General features: G+C 71.2%; 15 protein-coding genes and 1 riboswitch. Of the genes, 7 read left to right on the top strand and 8 right to left on the bottom strand.

The window, feature by feature from the left end; genetic code table 11:
- Positions 1 to 14 precede the first annotated feature (14 nt).
- Complete coding sequence (locus tag F4561_RS33575) at positions 15 to 503, bottom strand: hypothetical protein (protein ID WP_312885147.1); 489 nt, start codon at positions 501 to 503, stop codon at positions 15 to 17.
- A 364-nt stretch (positions 504 to 867) separates the two neighbouring features.
- Entirely contained in the window at positions 868 to 2,352 is a 1,485-nt protein-coding gene (locus F4561_RS04980; RefSeq protein WP_184575214.1) for an aminotransferase-like domain-containing protein, read from the bottom strand.
- A gap of 108 nt (positions 2,353 to 2,460) precedes the next feature.
- On the opposite strand from F4561_RS04980, the gene F4561_RS04975 reads away from it, so the two are divergent.
- The gene (locus F4561_RS04975) at positions 2,461 to 2,949 is read left to right on the top strand and encodes a DUF3291 domain-containing protein (RefSeq protein ID WP_184575212.1); all 489 of its coding nucleotides are present in this window, start codon (positions 2,461 to 2,463) and stop codon (positions 2,947 to 2,949) included.
- A gap of 47 nt (positions 2,950 to 2,996) precedes the next feature.
- Positions 2,997 to 3,359, top strand: a complete 363-nt coding sequence (locus F4561_RS04970) for a nuclear transport factor 2 family protein (protein ID WP_184575210.1) — start codon at positions 2,997 to 2,999, stop codon at positions 3,357 to 3,359.
- A gap of 43 nt (positions 3,360 to 3,402) precedes the next feature.
- On the opposite strand, the gene bioD is transcribed toward F4561_RS04970, so the two are convergent.
- Both bioD and F4561_RS04960 read right to left on the bottom strand, forming a co-directional pair.
- Entirely contained in the window at positions 3,403 to 4,119 is a 717-nt protein-coding gene (bioD, locus tag F4561_RS04965; protein ID WP_312885146.1) for a dethiobiotin synthase, read from the bottom strand.
- Complete coding sequence (locus tag F4561_RS04960) at positions 4,116 to 5,462, bottom strand: adenosylmethionine--8-amino-7-oxononanoate transaminase (protein WP_184575206.1); 1,347 nt, start codon at positions 5,460 to 5,462, stop codon at positions 4,116 to 4,118. The genes bioD and F4561_RS04960 overlap by 4 nt, the downstream gene beginning before the upstream one ends.
- Positions 5,463 to 5,739: 277 nt before the next feature.
- Here F4561_RS04960 and F4561_RS04955 point away from each other — a divergent pair, with 277 nt between their 5' ends.
- Positions 5,740 to 6,912, top strand: coding sequence for an 8-amino-7-oxononanoate synthase (locus tag F4561_RS04955; protein ID WP_184575205.1), 1,173 nt, complete (start codon positions 5,740 to 5,742; stop codon positions 6,910 to 6,912).
- A 110-nt stretch (positions 6,913 to 7,022) separates the two neighbouring features.
- A complete protein-coding gene (locus tag F4561_RS04950) occupies positions 7,023 to 8,126 on the top strand; it encodes an SGNH/GDSL hydrolase family protein (RefSeq protein WP_184575204.1) in 1,104 nt (367 codons plus the stop codon).
- 27 nt (positions 8,127 to 8,153) lie between these two features.
- Here F4561_RS04950 and F4561_RS04945 read toward each other — a convergent pair whose 3' ends face one another.
- Together F4561_RS04945 and rocD are read right to left on the bottom strand one after the other, a co-directional pair.
- Positions 8,154 to 8,564: a DUF6463 family protein gene (locus tag F4561_RS04945; RefSeq protein WP_221445367.1), complete on the bottom strand. Its 411-nt coding sequence runs from the start codon at positions 8,562 to 8,564 to the stop codon at positions 8,154 to 8,156.
- A gap of 135 nt (positions 8,565 to 8,699) precedes the next feature.
- On the bottom strand, positions 8,700 to 9,974 hold the full coding sequence (rocD, locus tag F4561_RS04940; protein WP_184575203.1) for an ornithine--oxo-acid transaminase: 1,275 nt from the start codon (positions 9,972 to 9,974) through the stop codon (positions 8,700 to 8,702).
- Positions 9,975 to 10,282: 308 nt separating this feature from the next.
- Between rocD and F4561_RS04935 the strand changes: the two genes are divergently transcribed.
- From F4561_RS04935 to thiD, 3 genes are all read left to right on the top strand, one after another.
- The gene (locus F4561_RS04935) at positions 10,283 to 11,938 is read left to right on the top strand and encodes an acyl-CoA synthetase (protein ID WP_184575202.1); all 1,656 of its coding nucleotides are present in this window, start codon (positions 10,283 to 10,285) and stop codon (positions 11,936 to 11,938) included.
- A gap of 348 nt (positions 11,939 to 12,286) precedes the next feature.
- Positions 12,287 to 13,234 (top strand): DUF368 domain-containing protein, encoded by a 948-nt coding sequence (locus F4561_RS04930; protein ID WP_184575201.1) that lies wholly within the window; start codon positions 12,287 to 12,289, stop codon positions 13,232 to 13,234.
- Positions 13,235 to 13,264: 30 nt separating this feature from the next.
- A riboswitch (TPP riboswitch) is annotated at positions 13,265 to 13,361 on the top strand.
- On the top strand, positions 13,350 to 14,165 hold the full coding sequence (gene thiD / locus F4561_RS04925; protein ID WP_184575200.1) for a bifunctional hydroxymethylpyrimidine kinase/phosphomethylpyrimidine kinase: 816 nt from the start codon (positions 13,350 to 13,352) through the stop codon (positions 14,163 to 14,165). Its footprint overlaps the riboswitch before it by 12 nt.
- A 269-nt stretch (positions 14,166 to 14,434) precedes the next feature.
- Here the strand turns inward: thiD and F4561_RS04920 are convergent, their stop codons facing one another.
- Together F4561_RS04920 and F4561_RS04915 are read right to left on the bottom strand one after the other, a co-directional pair.
- Entirely contained in the window at positions 14,435 to 15,856 is a 1,422-nt protein-coding gene (locus tag F4561_RS04920) for an alanine/glycine:cation symporter family protein (protein ID WP_184575199.1), read from the bottom strand.
- 201 nt (positions 15,857 to 16,057) lie between these two features.
- A complete protein-coding gene (locus F4561_RS04915; protein ID WP_184575198.1) occupies positions 16,058 to 16,312 on the bottom strand; it encodes a DUF6457 domain-containing protein in 255 nt (84 codons plus the stop codon).
- Positions 16,313 to 16,411: the final 99 nt, after the last annotated feature.

Genomic DNA, 16,411 nt, shown 5'->3' with positions numbered 1-16,411 from the left:
GCCGTCACGGAAGATCAGGTCGGCTTCGCCTTTGCGGTACCGCGCGAGGGTCGTGAGCTGTTCCGGGCCGCAGGCAAACGGTATCCCTTCATCCGTCCGGACATGGTGGTGATCGCCACGGTCTGGGCGCCGATGTCCCATCCCATGTTCCGATGGTCATAGGCCTGCGCGGCGTCCGCACGGAACGCGATGGGCTTGGACTCGGCCCTGCTCCGGCGCTTGGCCCCCGGCCTGCCGAAATTCCCGGCCCGGATGTTCGCCCGGAGCGTGGTGTAGGCGTCCACGGTCTTCTTGATGAGCCGCTGGGCGGCAGCGGACTTGATCCCGCGTTCGCGCAGCTCGGCATAGACCAGCTTGCGCAGCGCGTACTCACGCATGGTTCCGGTCTCGAACGCCACCGTGGAAACGTAGTTCGCGCCGTCGTTGCAGCCGGTGAGTTCAGCACGCAGCGCCGATGCCACCTCGGGCGGCGGCTGGAGCTTCACCGGGACAACGACCTGCACGGCGGTGACCCTACCATTACCCTATGTCACTTTAATGAGGGTCAGGCCCCGATATACGCAGGGATTCCACGGTCATCTCCCCCTACACCCGCACATGGTCCGCACGCCGAAGTATCGGTCGGAGGGTCGTCGATGACGCCATGCTTACCCGCTACGAAGAGACCACGCGGAAAGCCTGCGAGGGCTTCGGTGCGAAGCGATGCGGCGGCACTTCGCGCCTCCCCGTTAAGGATGCGATTCATCACCGGGGCTGAAGCCCTGGGGTTTCTCGCACGAGATCGCTAACAACAGTTTCGGCTCTTCGCGGGAAGCGGGGGCGGCACCCGGCCGGGTCGTGGGGCATGCCGGGGGGCCGCGACCGCCGTCAGACCACCAGTTGCAGCGGCGTCTCCTCGCAGGGGCCGTGCCGGGAGAGGTCGGACCACGCCCGCGCCAACCGGGACACCAACTCCTCCAGGGTCTCCTCGTCGTGCCCGAAGGGCAGCCGGAAGAAGCTGCTGAAATCCGCGTCGTGTTCGGGTGTCATGGCCGGTCCCGGAACGAGCTCCACGCCGTGGCGCAACGCGACCTGGGCGAAGACACTGGCGTCGGTGTCCGGCATCCGGATCCACAGCGACGAGCCACCGTCGGGGCGCCGCCACTCCCAGTCGGGCAGCGCGGCCCGCAGCCGCTCCTCCACGAACGCCATCCGGGCCGAGAGCAGATCCGACCTCTTGCGCGCCAACTCGTCGAGCTGCGACAGCAGCCGCACGGCGACCGCCTGGTCCAGCAACGGGGTGCCCAGGTCCGCCAGGACCTTGCGGCGCGCGAGCCGCTCGGCGATCTCCACCGGCGCCCGCAGCCACCCCACGCGCAGCCCCGCCCAGCTCGTCTTGCACAGCGAGCCGACGACCACGACCTCCGCGCCGCGCGGGGCGTAGGCGGCGATCGGCGGGTACTCCTCCGGCGCACGCAGCCCGGTATAGGCGAAGTCCTCCACGATCGGCACCCCGGAACGCGCCGCGATCTCGGCCACCTCCCGGCGCCGAGCGGGCGTCATCTGCGTCCCGGTCGGGTTGTGGTACTCGGGCATTACGTATATCAGGTGCGGGGTGCGCTCGCGCGCCGCCTCGCGCAGCCGCACGGTGTCGATGCCGTGCTGGTCCATGGGGATGCTGACGAACTCGGCTCCCTCGGCTCGCAGCACTTCCATGCATCCGCCGAAGCCGGGGGACTCGACGACCACCGGGGCCCCGTTGCGCACGTACAGGCTCGACACCAGGGCGATCGCCTGGTGGGCACCGGTGGTCACCACGATCTGGTCGGGCCGGGTGGACAGTCCTTCGGCGGTGTAGCGCTCCGCGATGGCGCGGCGCAGGGCCAACAAGCCGCGCGGATAGTATCCGTCATCGGCCATCAGGGCGGGCAGGTCCTCATTGGCCACGTCCCGGATGGCATCGGCCACCTCGGGCAGGCCCTCGCTGCGCATGCAGGCGAGCGAGATGACGTTGTCGGAGCCGTCGAGGATGCCCTGGAACAGCGCGTGGCCCCGGCCGCCCGGTACCCAGCCGTCTGGGCGCGCCGGCGCGAGCGCGGGGCTGACCCGGGTCCCGCTGCCGCGCACGCTGTCCAGGAGCCCTTCGGAGCGCAGGTCCCCGTAGGCGGTGACCACGGTGGTGCGGCTGACCGCGAGCGCCGCCGCCAGCGCACGCTCCGAGGGCAGTCGCTCCCCGACGGCCAACGTCCCGCCGTTGATGGTGCGCCGGAGCGCCTCGGTGAGCTTCACGTACAAGGGGCCGTCGCCGGTCGGCCAGTCGCCGAGCAGCGCGGCCAGCTCGCCGGCACTTCGGGAAGAAACCACTTCTCGCATGATTGGACCTACCGTTCGTGGACTGTTCCCGTCATATTGGCATGGAAATTGGTGCTCTACCAGAGGTAAATGGACACCTGACGCACCCGGAGCCCGAAAGAGGCCGCCATGTCACCGACCACCCTGCACCCGCCGCGGATCCTCAGAGCGCGAAGCCACTCCCTACCGAGCCCGGAGGGCGGGCGCGCGCACTCTCCTCTTTTGGCGCAGGTCCACAGCATCGCTGCCAGCGGCGATACCCGGATCCCTACCGTCGAACTACTGGCAACCCTGCGGGAACGCGCCGCGGAACACCCTGGCCATATTGGACTGATCCAATCAGACCACCTAGAGGACCACCAGTACATCACCCACGCGTCACTCTGGCGTTCGGGCTCCGACCTGCGCGACTTCGTGCACGCCGGCCACCCCGACATCGTGGCCTGGCAGCGCAGGACGGGCCTGCGCATCACCGCGCAGCGCGCCTTGTGGTGGGTGACCGCGCCGGAGCAGGCCACGCCCGAAGAGGCGCGGGAACGCCTGGACCACCTGCGGCGGCACGGCCCCACCCGGCACGCGTTCACCCTGCGCAGCCCGGTCCCGCCGCCCAGCCGGTGATCCCGCGAGAGCCGGTGGCGGCGGCCGGGGCGGCTCTCGTGGGCCTGGTGGCCGACGACAGCGCTTTCGACACCGTGATCGCCGGTGAGCTCAGACTGCTCGACCCTGAGGTGCGGCGCGACGCCGACGCGGTCCGCGCGCTGCTGCACGAGGACTTCCGCGAGTTCGGCGCCTCGGGCACCCGGTGGGACCGCCGCTCGGTGGTGCGCGCCACCCGCAGCGACACCGCGGAGCGCAGCACCGCCGAGGGCCTGCACCCGGTGCGGCTCGGCCCCGATGCCGTACTGCTGACCTACACAGCCAGGCGGGCGCGCTCAGCCTCACTGCGGACGTCGGTGTGGGTCCGGTCGGGCGGGCAATGGCGACTGCTCCACCACCAGGGGACGCCCCTACCCGGTCCCCCGCACTGACCGCCGCGGCGCCGGCGGGCCAATGTTGCCGGACGGCGCCCGCCTACCGGGGTACACCGAGCGCCGTGGCCAGGGAGGCCCGGGAGACCCGGGCGAACTCCTCCGGGACAAGACCGGCGGCTCCCTCCGGGAGGACGCCGACCAGCGGGGCACCCGCCACGCCGGGGAGCTCACCCAGGTTGCAGCGCTCAGCCAGCCCCGGATCAGCCGGCCAGGAGCCCACCAGCACACCCGCGCACCGCAGCCCGCGCGCGGTGAGCGCCTCCGCGCTCAGCGCGGTGTCGTTGAGGGTGCCCAGCCCGGCCCGGCAGACCAGCAGCACGGGGCAGGCCAGCGCCACCGCCACGTCGGCCAACGTGCCGCCCGCGCCGTTCAGCCGAACCAGCAGCCCGCCGGCACCCTCCACCAGGACCAGGTCGTGCGTACCGCGCAGCCGCTCCGAGACGTCCGCGACCGCCGCCACCGACAGCTCCTCGGCACCCGCTCGGCGCGCGGCGCTCGCCGGGGCGAGCGGGTCCGGATAGCGGGCAAGCTCCACCGGAGTCACGCCCGGCACCAGGCGCGCCACCTCGTCGGCATCCCCCGCCTCTCCCGGCGCCACACCGGTCTGCGCCGGCTTGAGCACCGCCACTCGCTGACCGCGGGCACTGGCCACGGCGGCGACCGCCGCGGTTGCCACGGTCTTGCCCACTTCGGTGCCCGTGCCCGTGACGACGAGCACGCGCCCGCCGGAGCGAGTGCCGGCCGGGACAGCGTTCACTCGGCCTCCAGGGACGCCCGGGTCGCCGCGACCATCCCGTCCGCGATCCGGGCGACGTCGGCGTCGTCGCATACGTAGGGCGGCATCGCGTACACCAGGTCGCGGAACGGCCGCAGCCACACGCCGGCGTCCAGGGCCGCCGCGGTCGCGACGCGGGTGTCCACCGGCCGGTCCAGCTCGACCACCCCGATGGCGCCGAGCGTGCGGACGTCGCGCACCCCCGGCATGCCGCGCAGCGGGTCGAGGCCACCGCGCAGGCCGGACTCGATCCGAGAGACGTCGGCGCGCCAGTCCCGGCCGCGCAGCAGCTCCACTGACGCCGACGCCGCGGCGCAGGCCAGTGGGTTGCCCATAAAGGTCGGTCCGTGCGCGAGCACCGGCACCTCGCCGCCGGCGATGCCCTCGGCGAGCTCGCTCGTACACACCGTCGCGGCCAGCGTCAGGTAGCCGCCCGTAAGCGCCTTGCCCAGGCACAGCACGTCGGGGGCGATACCAGCGTGCTCCGCGGCGAACATCTCGCCGGTACGGCCGAACCCCGTGGCGATCTCGTCGAACACCAGCAGCACACCGTGCCGGTCGGTGATCTCGCGCAGCGCCCGCAGGTACCCGGGGTCATGGAAGCGCATCCCCCCGGCGCCCTGCACCACGGGCTCCACGACCACCGCCGCCAGCTCGTCCGCGTACGCCCCGATGAGCGTGTCGAGGTGGGTGACATAGTCGGGGTCGGTACCGGCCGCGTATCCCGGTGGCGGCGCGTCGGCGAACACCTGCTGGGGCAGGACGTCCCCCCACAGCGCGTGCATGCCGCCGTCGGGGTCGCACACTGACATCGCGTGGAACGTGTCGCCGTGGTAGCCACCGCGCCAGGTCAGCATTCGGCGCTTGGCGGGCCGGCCCCGCGAGCGCCAGTACTGCAGGCACATCTTCAGCGCCACCTCCACCGAGACCGACCCGGAGTCGGCGAGGAACACCCGCTGCAGGGGTTCCGGGGTGAGGTCCACGAGTGCGGCGGCCAGGCGCGCGGCCGGCTCGTGGGTGAGCCCGCCGAACATGACGTGGCTGAACCGGTCGAGCTGGGAGCGGACAGCGTCGTCGATGACCGGGTGGCCGTAGCCGTGGATGGCCGACCACCAGGAGGACATCGCGTCGACGGCCTCGCGTTCCGCACCGCCGTCGCCGGCCAGCCGAAGCCGGGTGCCGCTGGCCCCAGTGACCACGTAGGGAGCGGCGGTCGGCGGGATCGCGGCGTAGGGATGCCACACGTGCTCCCGGTCGACCTCGCGCACCCAGGCCGCCCTCGCTGCCGGCCCGTGCCGGCGACCTGTCGTCGCCCGAATGTTCATGGCGCCTCATGGTGCCAACCCCCGGCGCCGCCTCCCCATGGCAGTTCCCCCAGAATCGGGCACCCGAACTTTGTGCCGTATCGCTCATGACGTCCGCGGGGAAGGTGTGTGAGAGTCGTCGGGATCCCCGCGAGAACACAGAGCACACGGTCCCGCTGGGCCGTGCTACCGCCGCGTCAATGGCGCCGTGGCGGCCAGGGGCGCTTCGGGGAGCGGTGTCCGGGGCGCCCCTTTCCCGCTTCCCGCGCGGGAGAGCGCATCGGGGTGGAGGATACGCATGGAGGTCTCGGACCCGTTCGACTGGTTGGAGCGTGCGGCACAGGAACGGGCCGAGGCCGGACTCACCCGCCGGGTACGGCCGCGCCCACCGGATGACGGGCTGCTCGACCTCGCGGGCAATGACTACCTCGGGTTGGCCCGGCACCCCGCGGTCGTGCGGGCCGCGGCGGACGCCGCGACGCGGTGGGGCGCCGGGGCCACCGGCTCCCGCCTGGTGACCGGGGACACGACGCTGCACGGCGAACTGGAGCGGGAGCTCGCTTCCTACTACGGCACCGAGTCGGCGCTGGTGTTCTCCTCCGGTTACGCCGCCAACCTCGGCATGGTCACGGGTCTGGCGGGCGGCGGGACGCACCTGGCCTGTGACCGGCACAACCACGCCTCACTGATCGATGCCACGCGGCTCGCCAAGGCCAACGGCGCGTCGGCCGCCCTGTTCGGGCACGCCGACCTCACGAGCGCTCAGGATGCGCTGGCCAGCAGTGGGGCGATGACCCGGCGGCTCGTTGTCAGCGACACGGTGTTCTCGGTGGACGGCGACCTCACCGATGTCGCCGGGCTCTCCCGGATCTCCCGGCGGCACCGAGCGGGCCTGCTGCTGGACGACGCGCACGGGCTGGGCGTCATCGGGCCCGGTGGCCAGGGCGCACTGACCGCGGCCGGGCTCCGCGGGGCCAGCGACATCGTGGTCTCGGTCACACTCTCCAAGGCGCTGGGCGCCCAGGGAGGCGCGGTGCTCGGGCCGCACCGGGTCATCCGGCACCTGGTCGATACGGCCCGGACGTTCATCTTCGACACCGGTCTGGCACCGGCGCCGGCCGCCGGGGCACTGGCCGCGCTGACGCTGCTGCGGGCGGAGCCGCAGCGGGCGGAACGGGTGCGCGGCATCGCGCACACGCTGGCGTCGGCACTCGGCGAACAGGGGTTGCGGGTAAGCGCCCCGCGGGCCGCCGTCGTATCGGTGCTGGCCCCCTCCCCCGACGACGCCGTGGCCTGGGCCGGCCGGTGCCGGCACGCCGGGGTCCGAGTGGGCTGCTTCCGGCCGCCCTCGGTTCCGGACGGCCGCCCGCGGCTGCGGCTGACCGCCCGCGCCGACCTCACCGACGCCGACGTCGACCGCGTTGTCGATGTGCTGGCGGGCACCCGGCCCGTTCCGGTCGGAACGCGCTGAGATGACGAACCGGGTTTTTCAGGACAGGCCGTGTTCCGCGCCCGCATGGGTACCCTGTCGGATGGACGGGCCGTCCCAGCGGAGAGCGAGACCGAGAGGCAGAGCGAGACGTGCGCAGACCGGATCTCAGCAGACGCACCCTGATCCTGGGTACCACCGCCGCCTCCCTCGTCATGATCTTGATCGTCGCCCTTGTCATTCCCACCACGCGCGGCGGCATGGTCGACGCCTGGTGCGGCCTGGGCCCATGCCCCACCCAGGAACCACAGGACGCCGAGCCCGACGGCACCGGCAGGCTGCTGCGCATGTCCCCCGAAGAGGCGGCCACGTGGGGAAACTACATCGCGTTGGGCGACTCCTACTCCTCCGGTGACGGAGCGGGCGACTACGCTCCCGGCACCGACGGGGACGGCGGCTGCTGGCGTTCGGCCAACGCCTACCCGGAGCACATCGCGGAGAACAACGAGTTCGCCGGCGAGCTGGGCTTCTTCGCGTGCAGCGGGCAACGGGGCGCCGCCATGCTCGAAGCGATCGGCTCCGACGAGTCCCAGCTCGACCGGCTCACCGAGCACACCTCCCTGGTCACGATCGGAATCGGCGGCAACGACCTCGGATTCACCTCGGTACTGCGGACCTGCATGATGCGGGTCCCGCTGCTGGAGAGCGGCAACTGCGTCGGCCAAGAGTCCGACATCGACAAGCGCATGGACAAGTTCGAGGACACCTTCCCGAACCTGCTCTCGGAGATCCGCGACCGCGCACCCGACGCCCGCGTGCTGATCCTGGGCTATCCGCGGCTGTTCCCCGCCAAGCCCAAGAGCATGTACTACACGCTGACCACCAGCGACCAGAACTGGCTGAACGAGGTCGGCCAGCGGCTCAACGAGGAACTCCAAGACACCGTGGAGGAGGCCGACTCCGACATCGTCGGCGGCGACAACACCGGCAGCGTCGAGTTCGTGAACGTCTCCAGCGCCTTGAAGGGCCACGAGGTCAGCGCCGAGGAGGCGTGGATCAACGGTGTGGTGTGGCGCGACATCACCGACGGCGTCACGATCGACCGCAGCACCTTCCACCCGAACGCCGACGGCCAGAACGCGCTCAGCAAACGGCTGCAGAAGCAGATCGAGGAAGGCCCCGAGCGGCCGCTGTACGCCACGCGCGCCACCGTGGACAACGCGGAACCCGACGTGCTGGCCTCGGAGTTCGATTAGCCCGGCCCCGAGAGGGCACGGCGCCCATCAGGCCTCTTCGGCACCTGAGCGGCCAACAGCCGCCGGGCGCCGCCGCGCGACCAGGTTCGCGGCGATGAGCAGCGCCGCGGGGACCAGTCCGAGCAGGAACCCGCTGGGGCCGATGAGCAGGACACACAGCAGGGCCCACGCTCCCAGGACCCAGCCGGTATAGCCCGGTAGCGCCTCGCCCCTGCGGCCGGCCCGAGCGACCAGGAGGCCGAGCACGACGAGCACGGGGACGAAACTGCCCGGCAGCGCCCAGAAGACGGCGACCGCCTCGGGGGCGCCCCCTCCTGCCCACAGGTCGCCGGACAGCCAGTCCGCCCAGTAGGGATGCGGGAGAAAGACCGCGGTGTGCACGACGCCGATGGCGACCATGGCCCACCCGGCCAATCGGTTCAGCGTTGTGGATCTCATGGGCCAATCCTCGCCGGGTGGAGCCGCCGCGGCCTCCCTCGAGAGAGGGATCCGCCCTCCCCTCACGGGGGATCGTCGGCGGCCCGCCACGGCGCACCGCCCGGTCCCGTGCCCCCCCGCACCCCACGGGGGCGCCTACGCCGATCCGGCGCTCGCTCGCAGATCGGTGAGCACGGCGGCGACCTGGTCGAGTCCCCAGTTGAGGTCCTCCTCGGAGACCACGAACGGCGGCGACAGGCGGATCGTGGACCCGTGCGCCTCTTTGGCCAGAACCCCACGCGCAGCGAGGCGCTCGCACAGCTCGCGCCCGCTCGCCAGGGAGGGATCGACGTCTATCCCCGCCCACGGCCCGATTGTGCGCGTGGCGAGCACGCCAGCGCCGCCGAACTCCTTGAGCCGGGTCCGCATGACCTCGCCCAAAGCGCGTGCGTCCGCCAGGTACGGCCCTTCGCGCAGCATCCGCACAACGGTGCTCCCAAGGGCACCCGCGAGCGGGTTCCCGCCGAAGGTGCTGCCGTGCTGGCCGGGACGCACCACGCCCAACACCTCCTCGTTGGCCACCATCGCCGAGACAGGGAGGACACCCCCGCCCAGCGCCTTGCCGAAGAGGTAGGCGTCGGGCTCGACCCCGGTGTGCTCGCAGGCCGCGATGGTGCCGGTCCGGCCCAGCCCCGACTGCACCTCGTCGGCGATGAGCAGTACGCGCTCACGGTCGCAGATCTCGCGAAGCCGCGGCAGGTAGTCCGGCGGCGGCACAAGCACGCCCGCCTCGCCCTGGACCGGCTCGACCAGGACCGCGGCGGTGGTTGGGCCGACCGCCGCCTCGACCGCGTCGGCGTCCCCGTACGGGACAGTGCGGAACCCTGGCGTGTACGGCCCGAACCCGGTGTAGGCCTCGGGATCCTCGGAGAAGGAGATGATCGTGGTCGTCCGGCCATGGAAGTTGCCGCCCGCGACGACGATGGTCGCCTCGCCGTCGGGCACACCCTTGACGTCGTAGGCCCACCTGCGCGCGACCTTGATCGCGGTCTCCACCGCCTCGGCTCCGGTGTTCATCGGCAGCACCTGGTCCTTGCCGACCATCCCGGAGAGCGCGGTAACGAACGGCGCGAACCGGTCGTTGTAGAAAGCCCGGCTGGTGAGCGTGACCCGGCCCAGTTGCCACTGGGCCGCGGCGAGCAGCTCGGGGTTCCGGTGGCCGAAGTTGAGTGCCGAGTATCCGGCCAGGAGGTCGAGGTAATGGCGCCCCTCAACGTCGGTGACCCAGGCCCCCTCGCCTTCGGCGATCACTACGGGCAGTGGGTCGTAGTTGTGTGCCGAGTGCGTCTCGGCGAGCCCGATGTGGTCGGTGGTTGAGATCGCGGGGTCGTCGTCCCCCACGCGCCGGTCCGGGCCGCGGTTGTCGCCCATCCAGTTGCCCTCCGATCACCGTTGACCGTTGTTCGAAGTGTGGATACCCGATTCGGATAGCGAGCAAAAGACGGTGCCGGCGACCCCCTCGACCGAGCGGCACAGCGGGGTCGCCGCCCTGTTGTGCTCATTATCAGCGCGGCGAGCTGGACAAACCCCTGTTCGCCGCGCGGGGTGCGCATGTCGCCGCAGTGTCGGCCCGCGGCCGGTGCCCGGCACGCCCGATCGGGTGAGATCGGCCACGACCCCAGGTCAGAGCGCGACGCGGCCCGCGAAACTTGAGCCGGTATGCGTACTCTGGGGACGATATGACCGCGAAGCCAGGCCCCGCGGCGCACTTCACCACGGCCGCGCCGCACGGATCCCCCGAGAGCGGGTTCGCGCTTGCCGACCTCTTCGCCGCCGTGGCCGAGGCGGTTCCCGATCGGATCGCCCTGCTGGCGGGCGAGCGGCGGTTGAGCTACCGCGAGCTCGACACCCGCGCGACCCTCGTGGCGCGCCACCTGCGGTCGGCCGGTATCGAGCGCCGCGAGCACGTCGCCATCCTCGCCTACAACCGGGCCGAATGGCTGGAGTCGGCACTCGGGGTGCTGCGCGCGGGAGCCGTCCCGGTGAATGTCAACTACCGCTACGTAGCGCGCGAGCTGCGCCACGTCCTCGCCGACGCCGGCGCCGTGGCGCTGATCGCCGAGCGGTCACTGACCAGCCGGGTCGCCGAGATCCGCGCCGAGCTGCCGAAGCTGCGCCACGTGCTGCTGCTCGACGACGGAAGCCCCGGCACCTCCTTGCCGGGCACCGACTTCGAGAACGCGCTCGCCCGAACCACCGGTGACCGCAGCGAACTGCCGCCCGCCAGCGGCGACGACCTCTACCTGCTCTACACCGGCGGCACCACCGGCGACCCGAAGGGGGTCATGTGGCGCCAGGCGGACATCTTCCGCGTCGCCCTGGAGAGCCGCCGCCCGGATGTGCCCCCCGCGTCCTCGCCGGCTGAGCTCGCTGAGCGGGCGCGAGCCCGCTCGCCGCGCCGGATGCTGGTCCTCGGACCGCTGATGCACGCCGCGGGCCAGTGGAACGCCCTGTACATGCTCCTCAGCGGCCGGACCGTGGTGCTGAACACGCGGCGCCCGTTCGACCCGGCGGACGTCGTCGGCGTCGCCGACCGCGAGGGCGTGCACGCGCTGCAGGTGGTCGGGGACACGATGGCGCGCCCGATCGCCCGGCAACTGCTGGCCGATCCGTCCCGGTGCGCCAACCTGACCACGGTCCTCTCCGGTGGGACCCCACTCACCTCGGTGGTTCGGGAGCTCTGGCGCGAGTGGCGGCCCGATATCGCGCTCAACGACAGCTACGGGGGCACCGAGACGGGGGTGTGCGGCGCGTCCGGTGCCGTCGACGGCACCGACGCCCCGAGCTTCACCATGGGGGCGAGCGTCGCGGTGCTGGACAGTGAGCTTCGCCCACTGCCGGCGGGGTCGGAGGAGGTCGGCCGCATCGCCCGCACCGGCCGTATCCCGCTCGGCTACTACAACGATCCGGAACGGACCGCGCGCACGTTCCCCCGCGACTCCGAAGGTCGCCGCTGGGCGATATCGGGCGACTACGGGACCATCGCCGCGGACGGCTCGGTGAGACTGCTGGGCCGGGGATCCGCGGTGATCAACACCGGCGGGGAGAAGGTGTACCCCGAAGAGGTCGAGTCGGTGCTCAAGGCACATCCCGACATCGATGACACCATCGTGGTGCCGGCGCCCGACGACCACCTCGGCCAGCAGGTCTGTGCCGTCATCGCCGCCGTACCCGGTCGCCGGCCCAGCGAGGAACAGCTTCGCGCCCACTGCCGCACCCGGCTCGCCGGCTTCAAGGTGCCGCGCGCGTTCCACCTCGTTGACCAGGTCCGCCGGACCGCGGTCGGCAAGCAGGACTACCGGTGGGCCATGGCGGTGGCACGCCGTTCCGCCTGAGCCGGCGGACAGCGGTACCCGGACGGCGCTTCCTCGGGGCCAGCGAAGGCGGCGCACCGGACGCGCTGCGTCGCCGGGGTGACCGCAAGCCCCGGCGCAGCCCCCTAGACTTGGGGCTCACCCACAGCGCTGGGCCGCCAGACCCGCCGCGCTAGGGAGTGTAAGGCTTTCGGATCAGCGAGCGGCCATCCAGGCAATCTCTCGCAAGCCGATTCGCGCGGCCCATCCTGGTTGGCTGGGCAAGCGGCATCGGCGCAGCGGGGTCCTGCCTGGCGGCCGCGAGCCCGAAACGGTTCGCCAAACACGACCCAACACCCCCACCCGACCTCCACTGACGGAACACGAGACATGGCGAAGACAGTCGGCACCCACCTCTTCAACGGATTCCGCGGCGCGCTCATCGGTACCGCGGAGGTGGTTCCCGGCGTCAGCGGCGGCACGGTCGCGCTGATCGTCGGCATCTACGAGCAGCTCATCACCTCGGCCGGGCACGTGGTCAGCGGCGTCCGCAAGGCCGCCTCCGACCTGCCGCGCGGGCGCGGCGGTGCCCGCGCCGCCGCGGAGTTCCGGCAGGCCGACTGGGCCGTCATCTTCGCGGTGCTCATCGGAATGGCGATCGCGGCGCTGACCGCCGCGAAGCTCCTCGCCCCCATCGTCGAGGAGGAGCAGCAGCGCGCCTATGCGTTCTTCTTCGGCCTGGTGCTGGCCTCGTTGTGGGTGCCCTACTCCGGGTCGGGGCGCCGCTGGAGTGGCGGGCACTACCTGCTCGCGCTCGCCGTGGCGGCGGTGGCGTTCGTCCTCACCGGGCTGCCGCCGGCACACGTCGATCCGCACCCGTTGGTCGTCATGGCCGCCGCCGCGGTCGCCATCTGCGCCCTGGTGCTTCCGGGGATGTCCGGCTCGTTCATCCTGCTCACCCTCGGCCTGTACACAGTGACGATCGAGGCGCTGAACACCGGCGAGCTCGGATACATCGCGACGTTCGGGGTAGGCGCCGCCATCGGGCTCTCGTGCTTCGTGAAGCTGCTGCAGTGGCTGCTGGAGCACTACCACCACGTGACGCTGGTCGTGCTCACCGGCCTCATGGCGGGGTCGCTGCGCGCGCTGTGGCCCTGGCAGGACGAAGAGCGCAATGTCTTCGCCCCGGCCGGCGACGTCCCCGTCACCATCGTGTGCGCGGTGGTGGGCTTCGCGCTCGTCGTGGCGGTGTTGCTGGTGGAACGGCGCGTCCGGGCACGCCGCGAGACCGGAGCGGCGCCCGACAACCCCGCGGCAGGTGTCACCCGGGGAACATGACACCAACGTGCCACCAACGTGCAATCCTGGTTGAAAGGCGCGGGGTGCCGGAAAGGAACCGGCTGAGAGCACACCCGTCGAACCTGACCTAGGTCGCACTAGCGAAGGAACGCCATTGACCCCCAACATTCTGACCATCGCCGGCAGCGATCCCAGCGGCGGAGCCGGGATCCAGGCCGATCTCAAGACCTTCTCCGCGCTGGGCGGCTACGGCATGAGCGTGCTCACCGCCCTCACCGCGCAGGCCACAACCGGGGTCACGGGGGTTTTTCCCGTACCGGCGGAGTTCGTGCGCGCCCAGCTCGACACGCTGCTGTCGGACGCGAAGGTGGACGCGGTGAAGATCGGCATGCTGGGCGACACCGATGTGATCAACGCGGTCGCCAGCGCCATCGACGACCACGGGCTGCACAACGTGGTCCTCGACCCGGTGATGGTCGCCAAGAGCGGCGACCGGCTCCTGGCGGTCGAGGCGATCGCCGCGGTCCGCGACCAGCTCGTGCCGCGCGCCGACCTCATCACCCCGAACCTTCCGGAGAGTGCCGAGCTGCTCGGCGAGGACGAGGTGCACGACCTGCCGGCGATGCGGGCACAGGCCGGCAGACTGCTCGACATTGGCGCGAAGCGGGTGCTGCTCAAGGGCGGCCATCTGGCCGGAGAGAGCAGCACCGACCTGCTCGCCGAACCGGGCTCCTCCCCGCAGGCGTTCTCCGCCGAGCGGCTGCCCACCAAGAACACGCATGGCACCGGCTGCACACTGTCGTCCGCCATCGCGGCTCTGCGCCCGCAGCGCCGCGACTTCTACGAAGCCGTGCGCGAGGCCAAGGATTATCTGACCGAGGCGCTGCGCTACGCCGATGACCTGAATGCCGGTCGTGGCAAGGGCCCGGTCCACCATTTCCACGCGTTGTGGCCCGCGGACGATCACTGACCGGCCAAAACGCGAACCGCGCCGCGGAGCCGGGTCTCCCGGAACCGGCGCAGCCAGGGCGGCAACCAGAAAGGGGCGCCCCGCTCTTCGAGCGGGGCGCCCCTTGTTTTTTGGGCTCGCTGCCGCTCGCCGGGTCAGGCGCCCCGAAGCCGGGAACCTTCGGGCACCTCCGGTGTGCCGCCCAATCGGCTTCGCCGGTCGCGGCCGCCCCACCTGCGGACCCTCCAGAACCCCGGCGGCGCCTGACCCTTGTGCGTGGCCGGCGCGCGTCAGCTCCGCACGTCGGGCACCTTGATATCCGGATCCTTCCAGTCGGGGTTGGCGAAGTACCGCTTGGTCTCGGAGACCACGATCGGCGCCAGCAGAATCAGCCCGACCAGGTTGGGCAGCGCCATGAGACCGTTCGCGATACCGCTGAAGGTCCAGACCAGATCCAGCTCGGCGGTCGCTCCCACGAACACCACCGCCACGAACAGCACCCGGTAGGGCACGACCCCGCGGTGGCCAACGAGGTAGTCGATGCAGCGGTCCCCGTAGTAGGACCAGCCGAGAAGGGTCGTGAAAGCGAAGATCATCACGGCGAGGGCCACGATGTAGCCGCCGAGCGACCCCAGCGCGGGCGAGACCGCGCCGAGCCCTTCCTCCAGCGCCCGCGAGGTGAGCAACGAGCCGTCCTCGGGCTCCTCCACCTGCCAGACCCCGGTGACGATGATGGTCAGGCAGGTCATCGTGACGACGATCAGAGTGTCGATGAAGGTCTGGGTCATCGACACCAGACCCTGCCGCACCGGCTGGTCCGTCTTGGCCGCCGCCGCGGCGATCGCCCCGGTACCCAGGCCCGACTCGTTGGAGAAGATGCCGCGCTCGACACCCTGCTGGATCACCACGAGCACGGTGGCGCCCGCGAATCCGCCGACCGCCGAGGATCCGGTGAACGCGCTGGTGAACACCAGGCCGAGCGCCGCGGGGATGTCACCGACGTGCACGAGGAGAATGAACAGCGTGATGGCGATGTAGATCAGGACCATCACCGGGACGACGCCGGCCGCGACCCGGCCGATGCTCTTGATGCCGCCGATGATGACGGCGGCCACCAGGATCACCAGCACGGCGCCGGTCACCATTGGGGGGATGGTCCAGACGTCCTCTAGCTGCTGGGCCACGGTGTTGGCCTGGGTGCCGTTGCCGATCCCGAACGCGGCGATGGCGCCGAACACGGCGAAGAGGAACCCGAGGGTCATCCCGAGACCGCCGGGCAGGCCGTGCCGCAGGTAGAACATCGGCCCGCCGCTCTGCTTGCCGACGCTGTCCTTGCGGCGGTACTTCACACCGAGGACGGCCTCGCTGTACTTGGTGGCCATACCGACCAGGCCGGTCATCCACATCCAGAACAGCGCGCCGGGGCCGCCGATGTTGATCGCGAGCGCCGCACCAGCGATATTGCCGACACCCACGGTCGCGGCGAGCGCCGTGCTGAGTGCCTGGTAGTGCGAGATATCGCCCTCGACATCGGGCCGGTCCTTGCGCCGGATGAGCGCGAGCCACAGTGCGTGGAGCAGCTTATGGAACTGCAGCAGCCGCAGCCGAATCGTCAGAAACAGCCCGGTCAGCAGGAGCAGCGGGACCAGGACAAACTGGCTCCAGATGATGTCATCGTTGATGAAGTCAAGCATCTCCTGGAGTTCTTGCATGGGCGAACTCCCTATATCGGTCGGATGGTGGGGGACATACGCGCCATACCCGGAAGCGCTTCTGGCGCCGCCGGGAACAGGTGACGACCCGGCCTGGAGTCATCGCTACGCCCGGGTAGGGTCGCATCGCCGCGTTACGTACACGTCACGTTTACCCCTCACGCTGATTGCGGGTGCGGTGCCTGCGCGCGGCGCACCGCCTCACCCCGCATCAGAGGGCGGCTCCGGCGCCTGCTCCAGGGCCAGTCGGCGCAGTTCGGCGGCCGCGTCAGCGGGGTCGGCACCGCGGCCCACGGCGATGCCGAGCAGGTAGGTCGTGAGGGGGGCGGCAGGCCGCGCCACCGAGTGCGCCGCGTCCTTGGCCAGGTCGAGGATTCGGTCGACATCGGCCTTGCCGATCTCCTCGGAGAGCTCGAGCTCGGCGCAGACCCGCTCCGCCCATTCGACAAGGGTCACCGGTTGGCTCCTCACTTCTCGCAGTGGTCCTGGACCGCGACCCTACAGCGGAATCGCGCCACACACGCGCCCCGACGCGGCTACCCGGACGTCGCGCCG

It is taken from the genome of Lipingzhangella halophila, assembly GCF_014203805.1.
GTDB classification, from domain to species: Bacteria; Actinomycetota; Actinomycetes; order Streptosporangiales; family Streptosporangiaceae; genus Lipingzhangella; species Lipingzhangella halophila.
Note: the sequence above shows the minus strand (reverse complement) of the source record. Positions and strands in the feature narration are given on the sequence as shown.

What these genes read in the sequence shown, in the direction of transcription:
- F4561_RS04980 (WP_184575214.1), bottom strand. Translation starts at nt 2,352, where the DNA reads ATGCGAGAAGTGGTTTCTTCCCGAAGTGCCGGCGAGCTGGCCGCGCTG.
- F4561_RS04975 (WP_184575212.1), top strand. Translation starts at nt 2,461, where the DNA reads ATGTCACCGACCACCCTGCACCCGCCGCGGATCCTCAGAGCGCGAAGC.
- F4561_RS04960 (WP_184575206.1), bottom strand. Translation starts at nt 5,462, where the DNA reads ATGAACATTCGGGCGACGACAGGTCGCCGGCACGGGCCGGCAGCGAGG.
- F4561_RS04955 (WP_184575205.1), top strand. Translation starts at nt 5,740, where the DNA reads ATGGAGGTCTCGGACCCGTTCGACTGGTTGGAGCGTGCGGCACAGGAA.
- F4561_RS04945 (WP_221445367.1), bottom strand. Translation starts at nt 8,564, where the DNA reads ATGAGATCCACAACGCTGAACCGATTGGCCGGGTGGGCCATGGTCGCC.
- rocD (WP_184575203.1), bottom strand. Translation starts at nt 9,974, where the DNA reads ATGGGCGACAACCGCGGCCCGGACCGGCGCGTGGGGGACGACGACCCC.
- F4561_RS04935 (WP_184575202.1), top strand. Translation starts at nt 10,283, where the DNA reads ATGACCGCGAAGCCAGGCCCCGCGGCGCACTTCACCACGGCCGCGCCG.
- F4561_RS04930 (WP_184575201.1), top strand. Translation starts at nt 12,287, where the DNA reads ATGGCGAAGACAGTCGGCACCCACCTCTTCAACGGATTCCGCGGCGCG.
- F4561_RS04920 (WP_184575199.1), bottom strand. Translation starts at nt 15,856, where the DNA reads ATGCAAGAACTCCAGGAGATGCTTGACTTCATCAACGATGACATCATC.